Consider the following 22480-nt stretch of genomic DNA (forward strand, 5'->3'; position numbering starts at 1 on the left):
GCGTGATCGCGTGACCGCGCGGGCGCTCAGGCGCCCGCCAGCGTGACCGCGGCGTCGGGGCCGTGAGCGAGCACGCGCGCGTGGCCGCCGAGGATGGCGGGCTCGTTGCGATGGCCGTGGCCGATCGGCAGCCCCGCGACGACCGGGATGCCCAGCGGGAGCAGCCTGTCGCGGAGGACCTCGTCCACCGTGATGCCGTCGGGGCCCGGCGCGCACTGATCGAAGTCGCCGAGGACCACGGCCGCGGCCGGGGCGAGGTGGCCGCCGACCTCCAGCGTCGCGAGCATGCGATCGATGCGGTAGGGCCGCTCGGTGACGTCCTCGAGCAGGAGGATGCACCCCTCCGGGACCCGGAGCCGCCCCGCGGCGGCGCAGGCGTGGAGCAGGGCCAGGTTGCCGCCGAAGAGCGGCCCCTCGGCCACGCCGGCGCGCAGCGTGGTGAGGCCGTCGAAGCGGCGCTCACCCAGCGGATCTTCGAGGGCGCGGATCAGCGCGGCGCGAGCGCGGGCGTCGCCGCGCCCGAGCGCGGTGACATGGACGCCATGGAGCGACGCCACGCCCGCGCGCGCTGCCTCGACGTGGAGGGCCGTGACGTCGGAGAAGCCGACGATCCAGCGGGGGCGCGCTGCGAGGGCGCTCCAGTCGAGCCGGTGGACGAACCGGTTCGCGCCGTAGCCGCCGCGGGCCGCGAAGATGGCCCTGACGTCGGGGTGCGAGAGCGCGCGGGCGAGCTCGCCGCTGCGCCGGGCGTCGCTGCCGGCCAGGTACCCGGCCCGCGCGAACAGCCCGTGATGGGAGGGCGCCGACAGCGATGGCGGCCCGCTGCGCCGGCCGTCGCCGTCGAACGGAGGCCCCTCCCCCGCGTCGAAGAGGACACGGTAGCGCTGGGCGAGCCAGCCGATGCCGACCCGCGCGAGGACGTGCTCGAACGGGCTGGAAGGGGCGATCACCGCGACGGTATCGCCCGGTCGTAACGCCGGAGGCAGGATCGGCGGGGGAGAGCTAGCGAGCACCAGGGTCGTCGTCGAGCAACTCCACGTCTTCCACGTCGGTGTCGACGTCGATCGCGTCGGAGCCAGGCAAGGGCGGCGCGACAGGCGCCATGGGGGCAGCGGGCGCGACGGGCAGCGCAGGGGCCGAGAGGGGCGCCTCATCGTGCGCTCGATGGGCCTCGCCGTTGTCGACGTCGCCGAGCGTCGGCGTCCCTGCGTGAGCGTCGAACTCCGACCCCTGCGCGGGAGCGGCTGGCGCATCGGAATACGCAGCCGGAGCAACGTGGAGGACCTGGGTAGCGCTATCCAGAGGGAGCCTCTGCCCCTCGCGCAGGACCACATCGCCATGGGCCGCGCCGCTGCCGGCGTCAGCCGCGTCGGCGTGCGCAGCGACGCCGTAGGCCCAGACCTGCTGCTCCGGCTCGACCGGCAGCGCTTGCGAGGCGGCGGCGTCCGCGGGCTGCGCCTGGGGAGCCGACAGCGCCTCCGCCGCCGGGTACGCCTCCACAGCCGGGTACACCGCCTCCACAGCCGGGTACGCCTCCACAGCCGGGTACGCCTCCACAGCCGGGTACGCCTCCACAGCCGGATACGCCTCCACAGCCGGGTACGCCTCCGCCGCCGGGTACGCCTCGACCGGCTGCGCCTCCGCAACGGGCTGCGCCTCCGCGGCCGGCTGCGCCTCGACGCCGTCGTGCGCCTCGGAGCCCGCGTAGCCGTTGCTCACCGCCGCCACCGCGCCAGCCTCTAGGCCGAGCGTCTCGAGCGCCGGCGCCCGGGGCGCGAGCGGCGGCTCGGTCAGCGGCGGGCCCGGCGCGCGCGTCGGCAGCGAAGGAGGCGGCGGGGTGCGCTTGAGCTTGCCGGTCTTGGCCCGCTCGAGGCCCGCGGTCGCGTCCGGATCGCCCGCCTTCATGCGGAGGACACGGCGCCAGGCGTCCGCCGCCTCGCGCGCTTCGCCGAGCTCCTCCTCCCAGAGGCGCGCCACCTTGCGCGCGAGCTCCGCCCGCTGCGCCGGATCGCGGCCGCGGAGGATCTGGTCCTCGTAGAGCTGGATCATGCCGCGGTGATCGCCGAGCTCCAGCAGGAGACCCGACAGGTCGTTCATCACGTCCTGATCCGAGGGCGACAGGTCGTGAAGCTTCTTCAGGTCCGCCGCGGCGCCCTGCCGGTCGCCGAGCACGTCGCGCCGCAGCCTGGCGCGGCGCTGCAGGAGCTTGCGCACGAGCGGGCCGTCAAAGACCTCGTCGAGCGCGCGGTCCAGCGTCGCGCCGACGCGCGGCAGGTCGCCCACCTCGCGCCCGAGGGCCTCGAGCGCGTCGAGCGAAGCGTCGTCGACCTGCGTGAGCACGGCGCCGCCCAGCCAGCCGAAGGCGCGGTCGACGTCGCCGAGATCCTGGTAGGCGATCATGGCCGCGCGCCGCAGGAGCGCCGCCCGGGTGCGGCCGCCGTCGCGCGAGCCCTGGCCGCCGGCCGCGAGCGCCTCGGCGAGGACCGTGCGCAGCGCCGTCGACCGCGACCGCTCGTCGTCGGCCCGCGCCACCTGCTCGAGCGTGGCGATCGTCTCCTCCTGGACGCCGCCGCCGAGGGCCAGCTCGAAGAAGCTCCTCGCCCGGTCGATGGCGCCGCGCTCGCAGGCGATCTGGGCGGCGCGGACGAGCGCCGCGAGGCGATCGGCCGGCGTGCGGCACCGGCTGACCTGGCGCTCGAAGAGATCGATGATGAGGCCCGGGGCCTCGGCCAGCGCCGCGAGCCGCTGGAGCAGCGGCTCGACCTCGGCGGTCGGCACGCTCGCGAGCGCGCCCTCGCCGTGGTGGATCGACTCCAGCGGATCGGCGCCCACGGAGACCCGGACCTCGGCCTGCCGCACGAGCTCGGCCGCCCGGGCCGCGCCCGCGAGATCCCTGGCGAGGAGCTCGTGCGCGACGGTGAGGGCCTCGCGATCCTGGAGCTCCACCGCGATCGCCTCGAGCTTCTCCGCGAGGCCGGCGTCGGCGGTGCGGGAGCGCGCGAGCTCCATCGCCACGCGCGCGGCGTCCTTCTGGCGACCGACCTCCACGAAGCGCTCGAAGGCCCCGCGCAGGGCGACCTCGCGCCCCGCGCGCGCGATCGACTCGTTCCAGGCGACCAGCTTGGTCGCGACGATCCCCTTCCACCCGTTCCGATCGCCGAGCGCGACGTACGCCTCTCGGCACGGCTCGTCGCCCTGATCGGCGAGCCGCTCCAGGAGCGCCAGCGCCTCGTCGCTCTTGCCCAGCTGCTGGTCGAGGATCTCGGCGAGGCGCCGGGTCATCTGCGACGCCTCGTCGTCGTCGCCCTCCACCTCGATCAGGATCGCCATCAGGCGCGCGACCTTCGGCCAGTCGTTCAGCCGCTCGGCGAGCCGCAGGAGCCGGGCGACCGCGTCGAGGTCGTCCGGCTCGACGGCCTGGACGATCTCGAGCGCCCGGACGGCGCCGCGCGGATCGTCGAGCGAGCCCTCGTACAGCGCCGCGAGCCGCTGCGCGATGTCGACCTGGTCGTGCCCGTACACGAGCGCGAGCTCACGCTCGAGCGCGCCCGCGACCCCCCTCGGGTTGCCGCGCCGCTCCTCGAGATCGGCGATCCCCTGCAGCGCGATCCGGTTCTGCGGATCGAGCGTCGCCACGACCGCCTCGTAGCGCGCGATCGCCGCCTCGAGGTCGCCGGAGCCCTCCGCGAGCATGCGCGCCTCGCGCAGGGCGAGCGAGATCTTGCCGGGCTCGCTGTCCGTCAGATCGCCGAGCTTGCGGAGGAGCTCCGCGCCCTGCTGGTGATCGCCGCGCTCGCCTGCGTCCTGGGCCAGCCGCTCGATGGCCTCGGCGTCGTCGCCGTCGCCGAGCAGGAGCGTGAGCGTCGCGCGCTCCCCGTCGCGATCGCCGAGCTCGCGCTGCAGGGCCGCCGCGGCCCGCCGGGCCGCGACGCGCTCCGCCCTGTCGCCGAGCACCTCGGCCCGGCTCAGGAGGAACCGCACGAGCTCGGGCCACCGGTGGGCGCGCCGGTAGAGATCCTCGATCGCGGGGGCGGCGTCGGTCGCCGGATCGATCTCGATGGCGCGCTCGACGCGGTCGAGCGCGCCGTCGACGTCCCCGGCGCTGAGGAGCAGCTCGGCGGCCTGGACGAGGAGCGCCGGGCGCGCCTTGCGGTCCGCGAGCAGCGCGCGCTCGCAGAGCGCCCTCGCCGCCTCGGCGAGCCGCCCCGCCGCGACGTAAGCCTTCTGCGCGAGCTCCCACAGCCTCGGCTGGCGCAGCAGCTCGGCGGCCTGGCCGTAGGCGTCGCCCGCGGCGCCCGGCTCATCGAGCCGCATCCGGAGCTCGCCGAGCTTCTGAAGGAGCGGTCCGTGGTTCAGCTTCCCCTTGAACCAGGACGTCGCGTCGGCGAGGACCCGCGCCGCGAGATCGAAGCGCTCGCCGCGCTCGAAGAGCTTGACGGCGGACAGGAGCGCCGCGCCGTCGTCAGGCGTGAGGCCCGCGATCCGCACCCACGCCTCCGCGGCCGCGATGGGATCGCGGCGCTTCTGCTCGTGGAGCACGACGAGCGCCCTCTCGATCTCGACCCTCTGCGCGACGTCGGGCGTCGCGGCGGCGTCGTGCTCGAGCAGCGCGGCGAGGTCGTCCCACCGCGAGCTCAGCTCGAGCAGCCGCCTCAGCTCGGCCTGCGCCTGCGCGTCGCCGGGATCGAGCTCGGAGAGCAGCTTCCAGGCCTGGACCGCCGAGTCGACGTCGCGCAGCTGCGCCTCGCACAGCCCGGCGACGTCGCGCAGCTGCGCCTTCCTGCGCTCGATGGGCGCCTCGGGGACGCGCGCCGCCGCGAGCAGGACGTCCCGCAGCTCGACGAACATCCGCTTCTGGCGCAGCTGCTCCTCGACCTGCGCGAGCACGTCCGGGTTGGCCGGCTCGCCCTTGAGCACCTCGCGGAGCTTGGCGAGCGTCATCGGCTTGCGGAGCTCGGCCGGCTCCTCCCTCGGCGGCTGCAGCGCCTCCGAGGGGGCCGAGCCGCCGAAGGCAAGAGGCGCCGGCGCGGCGCCGACCAGGCCGTACGCCCCCGCGGAGGCCGGCGCCGCGGCGTCCGCGGGCGAAGCCAGCGTGTCCGGCGCCGTCGACCCCGGCGCCGGAGCGAACGAAGACGCCGGCGCGAACGCGGCCACCCCCGGCTCGACCAGCCCAGCGGCAGCCGGCGACGAGAGGAGGCCCGAGGGCGGCACGGACGCGTGCGCCTGGACGGCTCCCGCGCTGGGCGGCACCGACGACCGGTGCGCGGGCGCGGCAGCCACGCCCAGGGGCGGCGGCGGCGCCGACGGCAGCCGCGGGGGGGGCGGCACGGACGCCCGCTTGCGCGCCTCGGGGGCCATGAACCCGTTCGGGTTGACCTGGAGGTAGGCGACGTAGCGCGGGCGGAGCTCCGCGATGCGGCCCAGCTGCTTCCCGTAATGGTCGGCGAGCTGCATCGCGCGATCGTGCCCCGGCGCCGCGCGGAGGGCGTAGACCGAGTACGAGTAGCCGTACTCCCCGTCGTACGTCTCCGCGAGCGCCACGAAGAGCTCCGCGGCCTCGTCGCGCTCTGGCTGCGGCACCGACTCGCCCGCCTCGATGCGGTCGACGATGGCGACGCCGAGCGCCTGGATGAGCCCCACGTCGTGCGGCACGAACGCGCGCGCGTTCCGCAGCGCCACGGTGGAGCCCGCGAGATCGCCGGCGCGGCGCCGGATGTCGGCCTCGTCGCGCAGCAGGGCGAGCCGCCGTTCCGGGTCGTCGACGAGCGCCTGCTCCATCGCGAAGTACGGGATCGCCTCGGCGTACTGCTGCTGGGCCTTCAGCATCTCGCGGGCGGCGTAGATGGCGTAGACGTTGTGCGGATCGAGCTCCGCCAGGCGGCGCCAGTTCTCGAGGGCGCGCTCCGGCCGCGAGAGCGGCGGCTCGCTCCACAGCCGGCCGAGCTCCTCGTGCAGGGTCGAGACCTGCGCGCGGACCTCGGGCCGCTCGAAGAGCAGCGGCGTGAGCGCCTTGACGAGCCGCTCCAGGAGCGCGACGAGCGCCTTCTGATCGCCCTTGTCGCGGTAGAGCTGCGCCAGCCGCTCCGCCGCGGTCCGCTGCGTCGGATCCTTGTCGATGGCGATCATGAGCGTCCGCGCGGCGTGGTGCGCGTCGCCGATGGTGGTCGACCACACGTTCGCGGCCTCGCTCAGCCAGTGCGCCGCGTACGATGGATCTGCGGTGGAGCTGCCGACGCGCTCGAGCAGCATGGCGTACGAGCGTGGGTCCTGCTCCCCGGCTCGGTGAGCATACGCCAGGGCTTCCCCGTCATGCGGATTCGTGACGAGCCGCTGAACGAGCGTTTCCATCTCCCGGGGATCCATCGGTGCGCGGCGAAGTTACACGTTAGCCTCCGGCTCGTACAGCGACTCTCGGCGTCCTTCGCGATTGGACGCCGCTGTCTCTCGCGCGACGGGACTCCATGGAAGAGCCGGCCTTCAGGGGCCGACGTCGACCTTGCGCAGCGGCGCCGCGCGCGTGCCGTCATCAGTCGAATTTCACATACGGCTTGCGCGGCTGCGCTGGCTTTCGCCTTGGTATCGACGCCGAGGGTACGCCCGTGGGCGCTGGCGCCGCGCTGGCGACACCCGCGGGCGGCGGCGCCGGCGCGGTCGGCGCGGCGGGCGGCGGCGCCGGCGCCGTCGTCGCGGCGGGCGGCGCCGGCGCGATCGGCGCCGCCGGCAGCGGGTCGGCGCGCGAGATCGCGCTCGCGAGTGCCCTCGCTTCCAGCGCGACCCCTTTCTGAAGGCTGCGCGCGCCGCCGTCCGCAGGCCGGCGGAGCTCGCGCACGGCGAGCGCCGTCACGATCAGGCACAAGGCGCCGGCGCCGACGGCCACGCGCGAGGTGCGCCTCCGTGGCGCGGAACGCAGCGTGCTCGGCGCCTGCGCGGCGCCTTCGCCGTCGCCCACGACCGCGAGCAGCTCGCTCGTGGCGCCGACCTCGGCGGGCTGAGCCGGGCCGAGGCGCTCGCGGTCGAGGCTCGGCCTGGCCTCGTCCATCGCGCGATCGAGCTCGGCGATGAACTCCAGGGCGCTCCGCGGCCGATCCTCGGGCCGCTTGGCCAGGGCGCGCTGCAGGAGCTGCGAGAGCGACGGCGGTATCCTGGCGTCCGGCGCGGCCTCGCTCGCCGGCACGGGCGACGACTTGATGTGCCTCGCCATCACGACGACCGCATCGTCGTCGATGAACGGCGGCCTCCCGACCAGCATCTGGTAGAGCAGGACGCCGAGCGAGTAGAGGTCGCTCCGCGCGTCGAGCGGCCTGCCCTGCGCCTGTTCCGGCGACATGTACCGCGGCGTCCCGAAGACGGTGCCTGCCTGGGTCTCGAGGGCGTCGACCGGCCGCTCTGTCCCGGTCATCACCTTCGCGATGCCGAAATCGAGCACCTTGCCGATCTCCTCGTGCTCGCCCGCGGGGGGCCTGGCCAGGAACAGGTTGTCCGGCTTGAGGTCCCTGTGGATGATCCCCTTGTCGTGCGCCTCGGCCAGCGACAGGAGCGCGTGCCGCGCGAAGCGGGCGGCGTCGCCCAGGCGCAGCCGCCGCAGGCGCTTGAGCCGCTGACCGAGCGACTCGCCCTCGAGCAGCTCCATCGCGAGGTAGAGGGAGCCGCGGCTCGACGTCGTCCCCTCCACGGGCGAGCTCTGCTCCGCGGAGCGACCGCGGCCGAAGGCCGCGTCCGTCGCGTCGTCCACGATCTCGCCGAAATCGAACACGGTGACCGTGTGCGGCGACCGGAGAAGGCTCATCGCGCGCGCTTCGCGGGTGAAGCGCGCCTTCGCCTGCGCGTCGAAGGCCCTGTCCGACCGCAGTATCTTGATGGCCACGTCGCGGCCCATCGCCTCCTGGCGCGCGCGGTACACCGTGCCCATCGAGCCGGCGCCGAGCTTGCCCACGATCACGAACCGATCCGCGATCGTGATCCCCAGGAGCGGATCTCCGTCGGCCTCGCCGAGCACCTCGCGGCTCACGAGGGCCAGCCCGTCGTGGGGGCAACGAGGCAGCCTCGCGCTCTGGCCGTCCTGGGAACCGCGCTCGCCTGTGGGAGACGGAAGCTGGCTGGACGAGCCCCTCCCCTCCAGCGCGACGGCCCCGAGGTGGTGACAGCGCGGGCAAATCAGCCCCATGGCCCTGCTGGGCTCGCCGGGCGACCCGGGAGCGCTGGCTGGGAACTGGCCGTCAGCTGCACGAACTACCACCGCGATGGGGGGGATCGTCCGTTACTTGGGCTCGCATCGCAAGGCCCACGACTCGCCTGTCGCTCGCGGGTGGCAGCCGAAGAACGCGGCGTCGCCGCAGGACGCATCGCTGCAGCAGACGTCGCTACAGAATCGCTGCGTTTGTTCAGGATCCTTGATGCACATGCCACTCCGACAGTCCTCGGACGTGGAGCACGGAACGCCGGTGGCCGCGAAGCTGTCCCCGGACAGCAGCGTGATGCACGCGCGGACGGTCGAGCGTCCGTCGATCGCGAGCTCAGCGCAGCCGACGCGCTGCCCCATGTCGCCGGGCGCGTCCGGGCACATCTCCGAGCCACAGCACGGGATGGTGCAGCGGCCGCGCCCGTCAACCTCGCTCCCTTCAACCTCGCTCCCTTCAACCTCGGCGCAGAGTCCGGACGCGCAGTCCTCGTCCCGGGCGCACCGCTCGAAGTAGCCTCCATCACCCAGGGCGGCGGCCTGGCACGCCCAGGCCGGACCGGACGAGACGAGGCCCGTCGTGAGCCGGCACGCCGCCCCGTTCGCGGCGCAGCTGGTGTCGGAGCAGCAGGCGTCAACGCAGGCGCCGTCGTCGCAGATGCCAGATCGGCAGTCGCCGGGCGCGGCGCAAGGCGCGCCGGAGAGCCGCGCGCCCACGTCGGGCCGGCCGACCTCCCGGCCGACGCGACAGAGGCCGCTCCCTCCGCCGTCGGGGATCCAGCAGACCGCATCCCGGGCAGGATCGCAGTCGCTCGAGCTGCAGCAGGCGCGCGAGCATACGCCCGGCCCTTCGACGTCGAACAGCTCGGGATCGAGGCAGAAATCGAGCGCTCCGCAGTCCTCGTGCCGCGCGCAGCGCGCGCCCAGCGCGCGTTCCAGCGGCTGCTCGGCGCAGGCGCCGTCCCTGCAGACGGCGCCCTCGGGGCACGCCGGCGGCCCGAGCGCGCCCTCGTCCGTGCAGCGCACCGGGCCCAGCGTGCCGTCGACGAGGACCTGGCACCCGGCGCCGAGCGACACGAGCGCGGCGAGCCCGCGGAGCAGCCTGCGCCGCGCGGCGCTGGGGCGCATCAGAACTGCACCCAAAGCCGGGCCCCCTCGGCGCCCAGCGAGAGGCGGATCCCCTGCGCCCCTGCGCCGGCGCCGCGCGGGAGACGGCGATCCTGCCCCGGCGTCAGCGCACGCGCGCCGACGGCCGAGGCCCCGCGAGCGGCCGGGCTCGCCGCGGGGGCCTCGGGAGACAGGTACAGGTAGAGCGCCGCTGCCCCGGAGAGCCCGGCGACCAGAAAGGCGACATCCGCGGCGACGGCGCACCGGTGAGCGGCGCTCGCGTCGGCCCGCAGGTCGGCGATGGAGACGCCGGCCCCGGTGCGCTCGCCGGCGCCGGGATCCCGCGCCACGGCGAGCGCGGCGAAGACGCCGCCGACCACGAGCGACCCTGCGGCGATGCCCCCGCTGACGCCGAGCCAGGTCGCGCGCGGCGTCGCGCTGCCGACCGCGACGGGATGGCGCGGCAAATACGGCAGCGCCGTCGAGACCGAGGCGGCCTCCGCGGGCGAGGACGGCGGCGGCTTCGCGCTGGCGAGCTCTCGCTTCGCGCCCTTGAGCCGCTTGAGGACCGCGCGCACCTCCTCACGCGCCTTCGGGAGCGCCTCCATGTCGAGGTAGCGGCGGTAGTAGCGCTCGGCCTCGTCGATCTCGCCCAGCCGCTCGTGGATCATCGCCAGGTTGTAGATGAGCTCTTTGCCCTCGGGATCGAGCGCCACGGCGGCCTCCAGCTTCGCGATGGCCGCGCGGTACTCGCCGTGCTGGTAGCGCCGCTGCGCCTCGTCGTGCAGCGCCGTCGCTCGCTCGATGCGGAGCCGCTTCTCCTCCTCGTCTCGCGAGAGCGGCGGCGGGGCCGGTGCGCTCGGTCCGCCGCCCTGCGGCGGCTGCGCGGGCGGGGCGGCGGGCGCGACCACAGGCGCGCGGAGCGGCTCCGGCGGGGGCGCCTGCGCCGCCAGCGCCGGCGGCGCGCCGTGGGCGACCGCCGCGGCGGCTGCGACCGCGGAGGCGAAGCACACGACGATGCGCCCGGCCTCGGGGCCGATCGAGCGAGGCAAGCGCGCTGTGTGGCTCGTCACGGCCGCCCACCATAGCGTAACTTCCGCGCGGATAACGGCGTCTTGCGGAGGGCGGGGTGAAGGCCGCCGCCGCGGCGATCACCTGAGCTTGCAGCTGTACTCGCCGACGAACACGAACGCCCGCTCGCACCTGACGCCCACGGCGCGCTTCGCCGTGGTGAACTCGAAGGTCTGGCCGAACGGCGTCCGTTCCAGCCGCGTCATCTGCGCTCTGCAGCCCTCGCTCGCGCGGCGCGGCTCCGGCGCGCTCGCGGCGCCGTCCTCGCCGCACGCGACGAGCGCGGCCCTCCGTTCGACGTCGGCGTTGTCGGAGACGACGTTGTAGACCGCCGAGACGCTGAACGCGACGCAGAGGGCGAAGAGGGCGAGCTGGCCGAAGCGCTTCACAGCCCGAGCTTACCCTGTCCGGCGCGCGAGGGGCTCGCCGCCGCGCGCGACCCGGCTCAGAGCCGCATGCCCGAGCCGGGCAGCGGGTTCCACGGCTGCCGGCGGGTCGTGTACTGGCCCCGCACGAACGCCCCCAGCACGGGCGCGATGTTGCGCGCGATGTCGTCGTCCCACTCGCCGCCGTTGATGCCGTCCTGCGGGGAAAGATCCGGCGAGAGCAGGAAGAAGCCCGGATACAGCCGCCGCGGCACCTTGATCTGATCGAGATCTTCCTTGAAGAGATCGATGTCCACGCGCACGAGCCGCACGCTCCGGAGGGCCGTCTGCATCAGCGGATCGCCGAGCGAGCGGTCGACCCCGCGGCACGGCTCGCAGGGATCGCTCGTCGTCATCACGAGGACCTTCTCGCCCTGGGCATATGCCTCCGCGCGCTGCTTGGCGAGCTCCTCGCTGAGCACGGACACATCGACGCCGATATCGACGATGGAGACCCCGCCGATGCGCCGGTGGGTCGTGTGCTGAGGGACGCTGCCGCTCGGCTGCACCGCCGGAGGACGCGCCTCCGGCAGCGGCATCGATGGCGACGCCGTGCTCGCCGGCTCCGGCGAGGCCTCCCCCTCCGGGAGGGCGGAGGCCGTCTCTCCGCCGTGATGGGTGCTCCACATCCACACGCCGAAGCCGATCGCGGAGCTCCAGCAGAGCGTGAGCAGGACGCCGAGCGCGAGCCCGACGCTGGCGAGCGCGTACCCCCTGCGCACGGCCGGGTCCTGCTCGATCTCGCGGCGAGCCGCCCAGCCGAAGGCGATCGCGGCGATCGCCCCGAGCGGCCCGAACAGCGCCGCGACGAGCGAGCTCACGGCCAGCGTGGAGAGCTGCCGTCGCTCCGGCGGGGGCGGCGGCGTGTGGTAGGGATCCTGGATGATCAGCCGCGCCGCCTGCGCGCGGCTCGGCTGCGCTGCTGCCGGCGCGAGCGCGACGCGCCCGCGGGCCGCGACCGAGTCGCAGGGCGGCACTCCAGCCGCCTCGCCTTCGCAGAGCAGGGCGCCCGTCTGCGCGTCCCTGGGCGCTGGAGGCGGCTCGTTCGCATCGCGGTTCGGCGGTGGCTGAGTCGGGCCGAATGCGTGGCTCACGCTCTTCATCCTAGCGCCGGAGGCCGCGCTACGCCCGCCGCACGGGCCCTCTCGTCGCGTGAGCGCTCAGGGGATGCAGGTGCGCTCGAGCACACGCAAGACTGCGCGCTTCGTGCTCACACCGGTGCTCATGGGCTCCGTCCATGCGACGCCCACCCGCTCACCGGCGAGCGCCACGCTGGGAGAATCCTTTACGGGAAACACCCCATCCGACACCCGGATCCCTCGAGCAGAGGGCGCTCCGTCGGCGGCCAGCTTCACGAGGAGGGTTTGCCCCTCCACCTTGCCATCGTGGCCGACCCACGCCACGAGGGCCCCGTCGCCGCTCGGCGCGAGCGCGCGCCACTTGCCCTTGCCAACGACCCACGGCGCTCCGCGCGGCCGCGCCTCCGTGTCCAGCGCGCGGGCGATCAAGGTGGCTCCCTCGCTCCAGACCAGCAGCGCGCCGGCGCTGCCCGTGGCCACAAGGCCGAGCCGCTGATCCCTGTCCGGTGTCTCCTGAGCGGCGCCAGCCGGCCGGTCGCCGCTCTGTCGCTTCGCAACGACGTGGGCATTCCCTTCCCTGCCCGCGGCGTCGAACCGCGAGGCCCGGATGCTCCCGTCCTCCTCGTCCTGCCAGGCGACGAGGTAGCCACCGGACGCGTCGGCAGCGACCGTCGGCCAGCGCGGCTTCTTGGCGCTTCGCGTGACGCCGACCGCCTTCAGCTGCGGCTGCGCCGGGTCCACCGGCGCGAACTGGAACACCCCCAGGCGCTGGCGGTCCGGTCCGAAGGGCGCCGCTGCCACCAGGGCGCCACCTGGAGCGGGCGCGAGGGCCACATGGTCGCTGACCTCCCTCCCGATCGCGCCGACGCGCTGGATCTCGACCGGCGGGTTCGTCTCCCAGCGGGGCCGCGCGTACGCGAGCCCCTCCGCGTCGAACCACGTGACCGCCCATTCGTCGCCCGAGGAGAAGATCCGGAGCCCTGCGTCCCGCGTGCTCGTGATCGCCCTCGCGCGGGCGACCTGCCGGGCCTCGCTATCGAAGCCGGCGAACGCGATCTGCGCGTCCCCTCCCTTGAGGTCCACGAGCCACACGGCCCCGAACGAGCCGTCGGCGCGCCCGGCGATCCCCATCCCCTCGCGCAGGATGTAGGTCGCGATATCACCCGACTTCGTCTTGCACCCTTCGAGGGAGCCGATGGGCACGAACTCCTGGACGCCGGTCCCGCGCGGCAGCTCGGGCTCGGCCGGCGCAGTGGCCACGGCGGGCTCGGTTGGGGCGCTCGACGCAGCGGCGGCTGCGAGGACCGCCTCCGAGGCGCTCGGAGCAGGGGCAGCACTCGCGGCTCCTCCCGCTGGAGGGGAGGAGCGGCGATCACAGGAACTGCTGGAGACGGCGAGCAAGGACAGAGCCACGACCTTGGCAAGAGTCGTGGCTAGGGAAGCAGGATAAGAAGAGCGCCTGGTGCGAAGCAGAGGACTTGAACCTCCACGGGAGTTACCCCACTGGAACCTGAATCCAGCGCGTCTGCCAATTCCGCCAGCTTCGCGAGCGGGGACGGCATCACTACCTCACCCCCTCGCGTTCCGTCAAGCGCTGTATCACGCCCCGAGCGTTTTTCTTCCGCCTGCGGTTCCGTCCGTCACGTCCGTCACGTCCGTTGCGTCCGTTGCATCCGTTGCGTCCGTTGCGTCCGTTGCGTCCGCTACGCCCGGCTCTTCCCCGCTGACCCTGGCGCGGTCTCCTTGCCGCGTTGTGGTGGGTACTTCGCCGCTTTGGTTCCCCCGCCGACGCCGCACCGGTGCACGGCGAGGAGCGCCTGTGCTAGGGGAGCGCGCTCCCATGGCGGCCATCGGCTCACCTCCTCCCCTCCTTCTCTTCGTCGGCGTGCGCGCCGTCGACCCGGCACAACAGCTCGACGACGTGATCGATGTCGTCGTGGAAGACGGCGTCATCACCCGGGCGGGACGCGGCGCAGCGACCGACGAGCTGCGCCGCGCCGACCGGGCCGAGCTCATCCAAAGCGATGGGCTCCTGCTCCTCCCCGCGTTCGTCGATCTCCACGCCCACCTCCGCGAGCCCGGGCAGGAGTACAAGGAAGACATCGCCTCCGGCCTGGCGGCCGCGGCGGCCGGCGGCTTCGCCCACGTGTGCGCGATGCCGAACACGCGGCCCGTCAACGACACCCGCTCCATCACCGAGGCCATGATCGCACGAGCCCGCGCGATCGGGGGGCCCGCGCTCCACCCCATCGGCGCGATCACGATGGGCCAGAAGGGCACGGAGCTCACCGAGATGGCCGACCTCAAGGACGCCGGCGCCGTGGCGGTCTCCGACGACGGCCGCTGCGTCACGTCGAGCTCCGTCATGCGCCGCGCGCTCGAGTACGCGAAGACCTTCGATCTCACGATCATCCAGCACGCCGAGGACCACGCGCTCACCGACGGGGCGCAGATGCACGAGGGGGCGATCTCGACGCGGCTCGGCCTCCGGGGCTGGCCGCGCGTGGCCGAGGACATCATCGTCGCGCGCGACGTGCTGCTCGCCGAGGCCACCGGCGCGCGCTACCACGTCGCGCACATCTCGTCGCTCGGGGCGGTCCGCATCCTCCGCGAGGCGAAGGCCCGCGGCATCGCCGTGACCGCCGAGGTGACGCCGCACCACCTGACGCTCACCGACGCCGCCGTGCTCGGCTACGACACGGCGTGCAAGGTCAACCCGCCCCTGCGCGAGCAGGCGGACGTCGACGCGCTCCGCGAGGCGCTCGCGGACGGCACCATCGACGCCGTCGCGACCGACCACGCGCCGCACTCCACGCTCGAGAAGGACTGCGAGTTCGCCGAGGCGTCGCCCGGCCTCATCGGCCTCGAGCTCGTCGTCCCGGTCCTGCTCGACCTCGTCCGGCAGGGCGCCCTCCCCCTCGGGCGGCTCGTCGACGCCCTCACCCGCGCCCCCGCCCGCATCGCGCGGCTCGAGGCGCCCACGATCAAGGCCGGCGCCCGCGCCGAGCTCTGCCTCGTGGATCCGAACCTGAGCTTCGTGCTCGACCCGGCGCGCCTCCGCTCGAAGAGCAAGAACACGCCGTTCCTCGGCCGGCAGCTCACGGGCCGCGTCAAGATGACGCTCGCCTCGGGGCGGGTCGTCTTCGTCGACGGCGAGGGAGCGGCGACATGAGCTCACGCAAGGTCCATTTCGTCAGCCTCGGCTGCCCCAAGAACCGCGTCGACTCCGAGGTGATGCTCGGCGTCGCCCGCGCGGCCGGCTACGCGCACGTCGACGACGCCGCCGAGGCCGAGGTCATCGTCGTCAACACCTGCGGCTTCATCGGCGACGCGAAGAAGGAGTCGATCGACGCCATCTTCGAGATGGCGCAGCACAAGGAGCACGGCAGCTGCAAGCGCCTGGTCGTGGCCGGCTGCCTGTCGCAGCGCCACCCCGAGGAGCTCGCCCGCGAGATGCCCGAGGTCGATCACTTCCTCGGGTCGAGCGACATGCTCAAGCTCGGCCGGGTGCTCGCGGGCGACGCGGAGCGGATGCTCGTCGGCAACCCCGCCGAGTGGCTGATCCACGCCGGCGATCCGCGCACCCTCTCGACCCCCGGCGGCAGCGCTTACGTCAAGATCGCCGAGGGCTGCAACCGCACCTGCTCGTTCTGCGTGATCCCGGACCTGCGCGGCGCGCAGCGCTCCCGGCCCATCCCGGACGTGGTGCGCGAGGTGGAGCAGCTCGCGGCGGCGGGCGTCCGCGAGATCAACCTCATCTCGCAGGACACGATCGCCTACGGCCGCGACGCGGCGGGCCGCGCCGAGGGCGGCGCGCGCGCGACGCTCGCGCAGCTCGTCGAGCGGGTCGCCGACGTGCCCGGCGTGCGCTGGGTGCGGCTCTTCTACCTGTACCCCGAGACGATGACCGACGACCTCGTCGAGCTGCTCGCCGGCCACCCGCGGGTCGTGCCCTACGTCGACATGCCGCTCCAGCACGCCGCCGACGCGATGCTGCGCCGGATGCGGCGCGGCCACGGCGGCGATCGCCTCCGCCGGGTCGTCTCCACGCTGCGCGAGCGCGTCCCCGACCTCACGTTCCGCACCGCGTTCATCGTCGGCCACCCCGGCGAGACCGACGCCGAGTTCGAGGAGCTCTGCGACTTCGTGCGCTGGGCCGAGTTCGAGCGCGTCGGCGTGTTCCGCTACTCCGACGAGGAGGCGAGCCGCAGCCACGAGCTCGAGGGCAAGGTCCCCGCGCGCACGGCCGCGAGCCGCTACCGCCGCCTCATGACGCTGCAGCGCCGCATCTCGCACAAGAAGAGCGCCGCCATGATCGGCCGCGAGCTCGACGTGCTCGTCGAGGGCACGAGCGACGAGCACGAGTACGTGCTCATGGGCCGCCACGCCGGTCAGGCGCCCGAGATCGACGGACAGGTCTACCTCTCCGGCGGCGAGGTCCGCCCCGGAGAGATGTGCCGCGTCCGGATCACGCAGGCGAGCGACTACGATCTCGTCGGCGAGCTGCTCGACGACGAGGAGAGCGGGCGCGGCGCCGGGCTCCCCCCGGCCGCGGATCTCGGCGCCGTCACGGCGAAGCGGCGCGTCGCCCTGCGCGTGCTGCAAACCGATGGACGCGAGCGCCAACAGAATTGACGGTCCGGCGATCGGGTCGCGGCGCGATCGCTGAAAATCCCGCTGCGTCAGGGCGCTCCGCGGCGGAGGGGGCGCGGCACGTGGTGTGCTATGACGCCGTGCCGTGCCGATGCTCCGCCGCGCTGCGCTTCACCTCGCCGTCGCCTTCGCGATCTCGCTGCTCGCCGGTGCGGCGTGCCTGAGCCCGACGCTGCCGCTCCCCCCGCCCGAGCCAGCCGACACGATGCGGCCCGCCGCCGATCGCGAGGGGGTGTGGCAGATCGCGGGCAACTGCAGCCCTGGCGCGCGGGTCAGCCTCTTCAACGAGCGGACGCAGCGGGGCGTGATCGAGGACGACACCGACGGGAACGGCCGTTACCTCCTCGAGATCGAGGCCCAGCTCTGCGACACCCTGCTCGTATGGCAGGAGCTGGAGGGCAACGGAGGCGAGGAGAGCGAGGCGCAATCGTTTGTCGTCGAGGAGCGCACACCGCTCGGCGTCGTGAACGCCTGCCCCTGAGCGCGCGACGAAGCCCCATGCGCCGAAGTGGGATGGTCGCGACGCGGTGACGCGACGACACGGTGACGTGACGACGACGCGGCGCGCCGCGCCCGATGGCCGCTCTCGACGCGTGAGCGGAGCATCGTGATAGGTTGTTTGCGTGATGGCGTCGATCCCACCGAGCATCCCGCAGAACGCCACCCGGGTGCTGGTCGTCGATGACGAGCCGGGCCTCCGTCAGGTGCTCCACATTGCCTTCCGCCGCCAGGGCTACGAGGTCGTCGTCGCGCCCGGAGCGCGCGCCGCCATCGAGGCCATCCGCCAGAACCCGCAGCCGTTCCCGCTCGTCCTCACCGACCTCGTGATGCCCGACGGCTCGGGGATCGAGGTGCTCGCGGCCGCGAAGGCGCGGAGCAACGCGACCGAGGTGATCGTGATGACCGCGCACTCCACGGTGGAGAGCGCGCTCGACGCGATGCGCCACGGCGCGTACGACTTCGTGACCAAGCCGTTCTCGCCGGCGGAGCTCACCGCGCTCGCCGCGAAGGCGCTCGAGAAGAGCTCGATCGTCGCGGAGAACCAGCGGCTGCGCGCGCAGCTCGAGCGGCTCGATCTCCCGTCGCGCGAGCCGCTCGGCACGAGCGCCGCGATGCAGCGGATCGCCGAGCTGATCGCCAAGATCGCGCCGACGCGCACCACCGTGCTGCTCACGGGCGAGAGCGGGACCGGCAAGGAGCGGGTCGCCCGCGCGATCCACGACCAGAGCGATCGCGCGGCCAGGCCGTTCCTCGTCGTCAACTGCGGGGCGCTCCCGGAGGCGCTCATGGAGAGCGAGCTGTTCGGCCACGAGAAGGGCTCGTTCACGGGCGCCGGCGCGCGCTCGATGGGCCTGTTCCGGGAGGCGGACGGCGGGACGCTGCTCCTCGACGAGATCGGGGAGCTGCCGGCCGCGCTTCAGGTGAAGCTCCTCCGCGTGCTCCAGGAGCGGAAGGTCCGCCCGGTCGGCGCCGCCGCGGAGATCGCGGTGGACGTCCGGGTCCTGGCCGCGACCAACCGCGACGTGGAGGCCGAGGTCCGCCAGGGCCGGTTCCGTCAGGATCTCTATTATCGGCTGAACGTCATCCGCATCGAGCTGCCGCCGCTGCGCGAGCGCCCCGGGGACATCTCGCGGCTCGCCGAGCGCTTCCTCCGCCGCTTCGCCGCCGAGCTCGGCAAGGACGTCCGCGGCCTGACGACGGACGCGGTGCGCGCGCTCGACACCTACGGCTTCCCGGGCAACGTGCGCGAGCTCGAGAACATGATGGAGCGCGCGGTGGCGCTCGCCGGAGGGCCCACGATCGGCCTCGGCGACCTCCCGACCGCCGTCGCCGGCCTCAGCGCGAGCCCGGCGCCGCTGCTCGCGCAGCTCCCGCCCGAGGGGTGCGCGCTCGACGAGGTGATCGGCGAGCTCGAGCGCCGGCTCATCCTCCAGGCGCTCGAGCGCACCGGCGGCGTCCGCAAGGCGGCCGCGAAGCTGCTCGGCGTCTCGTTCCGGTCGCTGCGCTACCGCCTCGCCAAGCACGCCCTTGCGGCCGATGGGGAGGGAGACGACGAGCCGGAGGGAGGATCCCGACGAGAATCGTCACCGCCGGGCGCCCTGCAGTGACGATTTTCGTCACCGCCGCAAAAGAACACAACCCCGCACATTCGGCCCCCTGCCCTCGTCACCTCAAGGAAAACCGAGGCAACTCATGAGCTTCTCGCGCAACTCGAAGACGGCGCCGCGCCGCGCGCTCCTTGGCACGTCACCTGCTGGAGCGTCAGGGCGGATGCGGAGCAGGCGGCGACAGCGAAGCGCAGCGAGCCGAGCGTTCACGCTCGTCGAGCTCCTCGTCGTCGTCGCGATGGTGGGTGTCCTGGCGGCGCTCGCCATGGTCGGATACCGCAGGTACATGAACGCGGCGGGCATCGCCGAGCCGAAGGCGGTCATTCAGGGCATCCGCGGCGCGCAGGAGTCCTACAAGGCCGAGATGCTCACGTACCTGAGTGTCTCCAGCACGCTCAGCAACTGGTATCCCTCGGCAACGCTCGGCGATCACAAGACCGCGTGGAGCAACCCGAGCCACGGCGATTTCGCGAACTGGCAGATGCTCAACGTGACGACGGACGGCGCGGTCCGGTTCGGGTACGCGACGGTGGCGGGCGAGACCGGCGGGCTCGATCAGAACACCGGCACGACGTACACGTGGGCAGGTTTGCCGATGTCGCCGCTGCTGGATCCGCAGTTTGCGCCCAGCGGGCCCTGGTATGTCGTCCAGGCGGCCGGCGATCGGGACGGGGATGGAACGCTGGCATTGCTCCTGACGGCATCCACGATGCCGTCGATCTACTGGGAGAACGACACGGAGTAGAGGAAGGTTCGCCACGGCGCGGCGCGGAGAGCGCCTGTCCGTGGGAGAGGTTTTCGCGCTGCGGGCCGGCCGAGCCCGCACCAGGCGACATCATGGTCAGTCTCGGCAAAGCATCCAATTAAAGAAAGCATCACGGAGGATCGACACCCATGCGTGCAATCAAGCGATACGACAGGAGAGGCTTCACGCTCGTCGAGCTCATGATCGTCGTCGCCATCATCGGCGTCCTCGCCGCGCTGGCGATCTACGGCGTGCGCCGGTACCTCGCGAGCGCGAAGACCTCGGAGGCCAAGAACACCGTGGGTGCGATCGCCCGCGGCGCCGTCGCCGCCTACGAGCGGGAGACTTCCGCCTCGGAGATCCTGACCGCTGGCGGCACCTCGACGGCCGCGAGCCACGAGCTCTGCAACTCGGCGACCGCCGCGGTTCCGGCGGACATCCCTGAGGGCACGAAGTACCAGCCAAATCCGGCGGCGGACTTCACTGTCGGGGACTCGGTCACGGGTTGGCCGTGCCTCAAGTTCACGATATCGCAGCCTATCTACTATTCCTACCATTATCTCCGTAATGCGAACAGAACCCACGACGCCCTTACCGGCGCGCCCGCGGTCGGCGCCGCGGGCTTCGAGGCGAGCGCGATCGGCGATATCGACGGCGACACTACCGCGTTCAGCGGCTTCGCACGCGCCGGCGTCATCAGCGACGGCGAGGTGATCTTGGCCACGCAGATCTTCATCAACAACGAGTACGAATGAGATATCCCCGGCTGCCCGGCTCTCATGAGTCGGGCAGCCCTCGTCCACCGGCGTCGTCTGCGAGCGGAGAAGGCGTGTTATGTCGAGCACGATGGCGATCCGTGGACGAGGCTTCACCCTCATCGAGCTCATGATCGTGATCGCGATCGTCGGCGTGCTCGCCGCCCTCGCGATCGTCGGCGTGCGCAGCTATCTCGCCACGGCGAAGATCGCGGAAGCCAAGCAGATCGTCGGCGTTATCACCCGCACCGCGATCACCCAGTACGAGCGAGAGCGCGACATCGCGCAGATCCTGCCGGCCACGGGCGTCACCTCGGCGAACACTCACCTCCTCTGCACCTCGGCGACGCCGGTCCCGTCCCTCTTCGCCTCCGTGCGGGGGAGAAAGTACCAGCCGAGCAATGCGCTCGGCGCCGACTTCAACTCGGGTTCAACGCTTGCCGGCTGGCAGTGCCTCGGCTTCTCGATCAACCATCCCATCTACTTTCAGTACTCGTACCAGGTCGGCGACGACTATATCAGCCAAGGACTGCCCGGCGCCCCCCTCCCTGGGCCCGATGGGTTCGAGGCAGGCGCGATCGGGGACCTGGACGGCGACGCGCAGCGGTGCACGATCGTCCGGACGGGCGCGGTGCGCGACGGCCACATCGCGACGAACTCCGCGATCTACGTGAACAACGACCCGGAGTGACGCGGGCCACGCGCCTCGGCGGCGCTTGTTCGACCACGCGGAGGTGAGGTAGAGAAGGGCCATGACCTGGCGCTCCTGGAGCGCGCTGGAGCTCAGCGCGGCCTTCGCGGTCGGCGGCAGCGTCCTCGCCGTCGCCGTCCCCGCGTTCTTCCGAAATCTCAGCGCTTCCAAGCTCAGCGAGCCCATCGAGGGGCTCGACCGGCTGGTGACGAGCGCGGTGGCCTACGCCGAGTCGCGGCCGCAGGAGATCAGCTTCCCCCCGTCCGCCCCGCTGACCCCGGCCCAGGTGCCGCGCGGCGTGCGCGCGGTCGATCCGCCGGAGTCGTGGGAGCACCTCACGTGGCGGTCGCTCGACTTCCGCTTCGAGGGGCCCCACGCGTTCTCCTTCCAGTTTACGAGCGAGCTCGACGCGTCGAAGGCCATGCGCTTCACCGCGACCGCGCACGGCGACCTCGACGGCGACGGCGTGCTGTCCACGTTCGAGGTGCGCGGCGTGCGGATCCCCGGGGAGCCGGCCCGCGTGCTGCCGGGCATGTTCGTGGACCGCGAGGTGGAATGATGGGGGCCCGTCCGGCGCCCGGCACCGAGAACCCTCCGGCTGCCCGCTCGCTCTTCGCCCACCTCGCAGGCGCACGCGACGCGCTCGTCACGGTCGCGCTCTCGGCCGCCGCCGCCGTCGCCATCGGGAGCGTGCGCGCGCCCGCCACGGACCTGGAGCAACGGGTCGCGGAGACATCCGACGTGTACGTCCTGCCGCCGCCGGACGAGGTGGTCACCCTGTCGCTCGGCTACCGCGCCGCGCTGGCCGATCTGCTCTGGTCGCACGTGCTCGTCTCGCAGGGCATGCACACCATGGAGCGGCGCCGGTTCGAGAACCTCACCCTGCTGCTCGACGCCATCAACGCGCTCGATCCAACCTTCCGCGAGCCGTACCTGTTCGCGGACGCGCTCATCACGTTCCAGACGAGCGAGACATCGCGCCACGAGGTCATCAAAGCGCGGCAGATCATGGAGCGTGGGGTCCAGAACCGCCCTCTCGACGGCGAGCTCTGGCTCGCGCTCGGCCAGTTCGTCTCCTTCATCGCGCCGGCCTCGTACCTGACCGATCCGAAGGAGAAGGCACAGTGGCGCCTCGAGGGGGCCCGGATGCTCGCGCGCGCCGCGGAGCTCGGCGGCGGCGACGCGAGCATCACCTGGCAGGCGCTCGGCGGCGCGGGGATCCTGGGGCGCGCCGGCGAGCGGGAGGCGCAGATCCGGTTCCTCCAGCGCACGCTCGCCGTCACCGACGACGAGGAGCTCAAGCAGAAGATCCGCGCGCAGCTCGACAAGCTCCTCGACGCGCGCGACGCAGAGAAGTACCGCCGGCGCCTCGACGGGTTCCGCGAGCTCTGGCGGCGCGATCTGCCGTTCGTCAGCAACACCGCGATCCTCGTGCTGGGCCCCCCGCGCGACCCGGCGTACTGCGCCGGCGGCGCGCACGCGGACGAGCCGCGCTGCGCGACCACCTGGCGGGCCTGGGCGGAGCGGGTCGACGGCGAGCGGTGAGCTGCCTCGGGCGCTGAAGCGGCGCGCGCCGGACGCCGGCGCCACGCCCAGACGTCCCCGGAGCGGGCCGAGTGAACCGCCAGCGCCAGCAAGTCCAGCGCCCGGCAGCGCCCGGGCTCGCTGGC

The 22480-nt window shown here is 73.2% G+C and carries 17 protein-coding genes and 1 tRNA gene; 9 read left to right on the forward strand and 9 right to left on the reverse strand.

The window, feature by feature from the left end; translation table 11 throughout:
- Positions 1-26: 26 nt before the first annotated feature.
- The 9 genes from WMF22_RS23395 to WMF22_RS23435 all read right to left on the reverse strand — a co-directional run bounded on the left by WMF22_RS23395 (position 27) and on the right by WMF22_RS23435 (position 13405).
- The gene (locus WMF22_RS23395; RefSeq protein ID WP_438037084.1) at positions 27-1013 is read right to left on the reverse strand and encodes a S66 peptidase family protein; all 987 of its coding nucleotides are present in this window, start codon (positions 1011-1013) and stop codon (positions 27-29) included.
- Positions 1003-6348: a hypothetical protein gene (locus WMF22_RS23400; RefSeq protein ID WP_438037085.1), complete on the reverse strand. Its 5346-nt coding sequence runs from the start codon at positions 6346-6348 to the stop codon at positions 1003-1005. Before WMF22_RS23400 ends, WMF22_RS23395 begins: the two co-directional genes overlap by 11 nt.
- A gap of 178 nt (positions 6349-6526) precedes the next feature.
- Positions 6527-8164: a serine/threonine-protein kinase gene (locus WMF22_RS23405; RefSeq protein WP_438037086.1), complete on the reverse strand. Its 1638-nt coding sequence runs from the start codon at positions 8162-8164 to the stop codon at positions 6527-6529.
- Positions 8165-8257: 93 nt separating this feature from the next.
- Positions 8258-9304: a hypothetical protein gene (locus WMF22_RS23410; protein ID WP_438037087.1), complete on the reverse strand. Its 1047-nt coding sequence runs from the start codon at positions 9302-9304 to the stop codon at positions 8258-8260.
- The gene (locus tag WMF22_RS23415) at positions 9304-10356 is read right to left on the reverse strand and encodes a tetratricopeptide repeat protein (RefSeq protein ID WP_438037088.1); all 1053 of its coding nucleotides are present in this window, start codon (positions 10354-10356) and stop codon (positions 9304-9306) included. Before WMF22_RS23415 ends, WMF22_RS23410 begins: the two co-directional genes overlap by 1 nt.
- Before the next feature lie 78 nt (positions 10357-10434).
- Positions 10435-10743, reverse strand: coding sequence for a hypothetical protein (locus tag WMF22_RS23420; protein WP_437301304.1), 309 nt, complete (start codon positions 10741-10743; stop codon positions 10435-10437).
- A 56-nt stretch (positions 10744-10799) separates the two neighbouring features.
- A complete protein-coding gene (locus tag WMF22_RS23425; protein WP_438037089.1) occupies positions 10800-11873 on the reverse strand; it encodes a DUF4190 domain-containing protein in 1074 nt (357 codons plus the stop codon).
- A gap of 66 nt (positions 11874-11939) precedes the next feature.
- On the reverse strand, positions 11940-13118 hold the full coding sequence (locus WMF22_RS23430) for a hypothetical protein (RefSeq protein ID WP_437301306.1): 1179 nt from the start codon (positions 13116-13118) through the stop codon (positions 11940-11942).
- A 200-nt stretch (positions 13119-13318) separates the two neighbouring features.
- Positions 13319-13405, reverse strand: a tRNA-Leu gene (locus WMF22_RS23435).
- A 293-nt stretch (positions 13406-13698) separates the two neighbouring features.
- Between WMF22_RS23435 and WMF22_RS23440 the strand changes: the two genes are divergently transcribed.
- The 9 genes from WMF22_RS23440 to WMF22_RS23480 all read left to right on the forward strand — a co-directional run bounded on the left by WMF22_RS23440 (position 13699) and on the right by WMF22_RS23480 (position 22355).
- Positions 13699-15030: a dihydroorotase gene (locus WMF22_RS23440; protein WP_437301307.1), complete on the forward strand. Its 1332-nt coding sequence runs from the start codon at positions 13699-13701 to the stop codon at positions 15028-15030.
- Entirely contained in the window at positions 15027-16493 is a 1467-nt protein-coding gene (rimO, locus tag WMF22_RS23445) for a 30S ribosomal protein S12 methylthiotransferase RimO (RefSeq protein WP_437301308.1), read from the forward strand. Before WMF22_RS23440 ends, rimO begins: the two co-directional genes overlap by 4 nt.
- 109 nt (positions 16494-16602) lie before the next feature.
- A complete protein-coding gene (locus WMF22_RS23450; protein WP_437301597.1) occupies positions 16603-16992 on the forward strand; it encodes a hypothetical protein in 390 nt (129 codons plus the stop codon).
- 145 nt (positions 16993-17137) lie between these two features.
- The gene (locus tag WMF22_RS23455; protein ID WP_438037090.1) at positions 17138-18619 is read left to right on the forward strand and encodes a sigma-54-dependent transcriptional regulator; all 1482 of its coding nucleotides are present in this window, start codon (positions 17138-17140) and stop codon (positions 18617-18619) included.
- An 85-nt stretch (positions 18620-18704) separates the two neighbouring features.
- Positions 18705-19364 (forward strand): type IV pilin protein, encoded by a 660-nt coding sequence (locus tag WMF22_RS23460; RefSeq protein WP_438037091.1) that lies wholly within the window; start codon positions 18705-18707, stop codon positions 19362-19364.
- A gap of 200 nt (positions 19365-19564) precedes the next feature.
- Positions 19565-20119, forward strand: a complete 555-nt coding sequence (locus WMF22_RS23465) for a fimbiral protein pilA (protein WP_438037092.1) — start codon at positions 19565-19567, stop codon at positions 20117-20119.
- Positions 20120-20198: 79 nt separating this feature from the next.
- Positions 20199-20810, forward strand: coding sequence for a type IV pilin protein (locus tag WMF22_RS23470; RefSeq protein WP_438037093.1), 612 nt, complete (start codon positions 20199-20201; stop codon positions 20808-20810).
- Between the two features lie 61 nt (positions 20811-20871).
- Entirely contained in the window at positions 20872-21369 is a 498-nt protein-coding gene (locus WMF22_RS23475) for a hypothetical protein (protein WP_437301313.1), read from the forward strand.
- Positions 21366-22355, forward strand: coding sequence for a hypothetical protein (locus WMF22_RS23480; protein ID WP_438037094.1), 990 nt, complete (start codon positions 21366-21368; stop codon positions 22353-22355). The genes WMF22_RS23475 and WMF22_RS23480 overlap by 4 nt, the downstream gene beginning before the upstream one ends.
- The last annotated feature ends 125 nt before the right edge of the window (positions 22356-22480 follow it).

The sequence above is a fragment of the Sorangium sp. So ce204 genome (assembly GCF_051526795.1).
Taxonomy (GTDB): Bacteria; Myxococcota_A; Polyangia; order Polyangiales; family Polyangiaceae; genus Sorangium; species Sorangium cellulosum_B.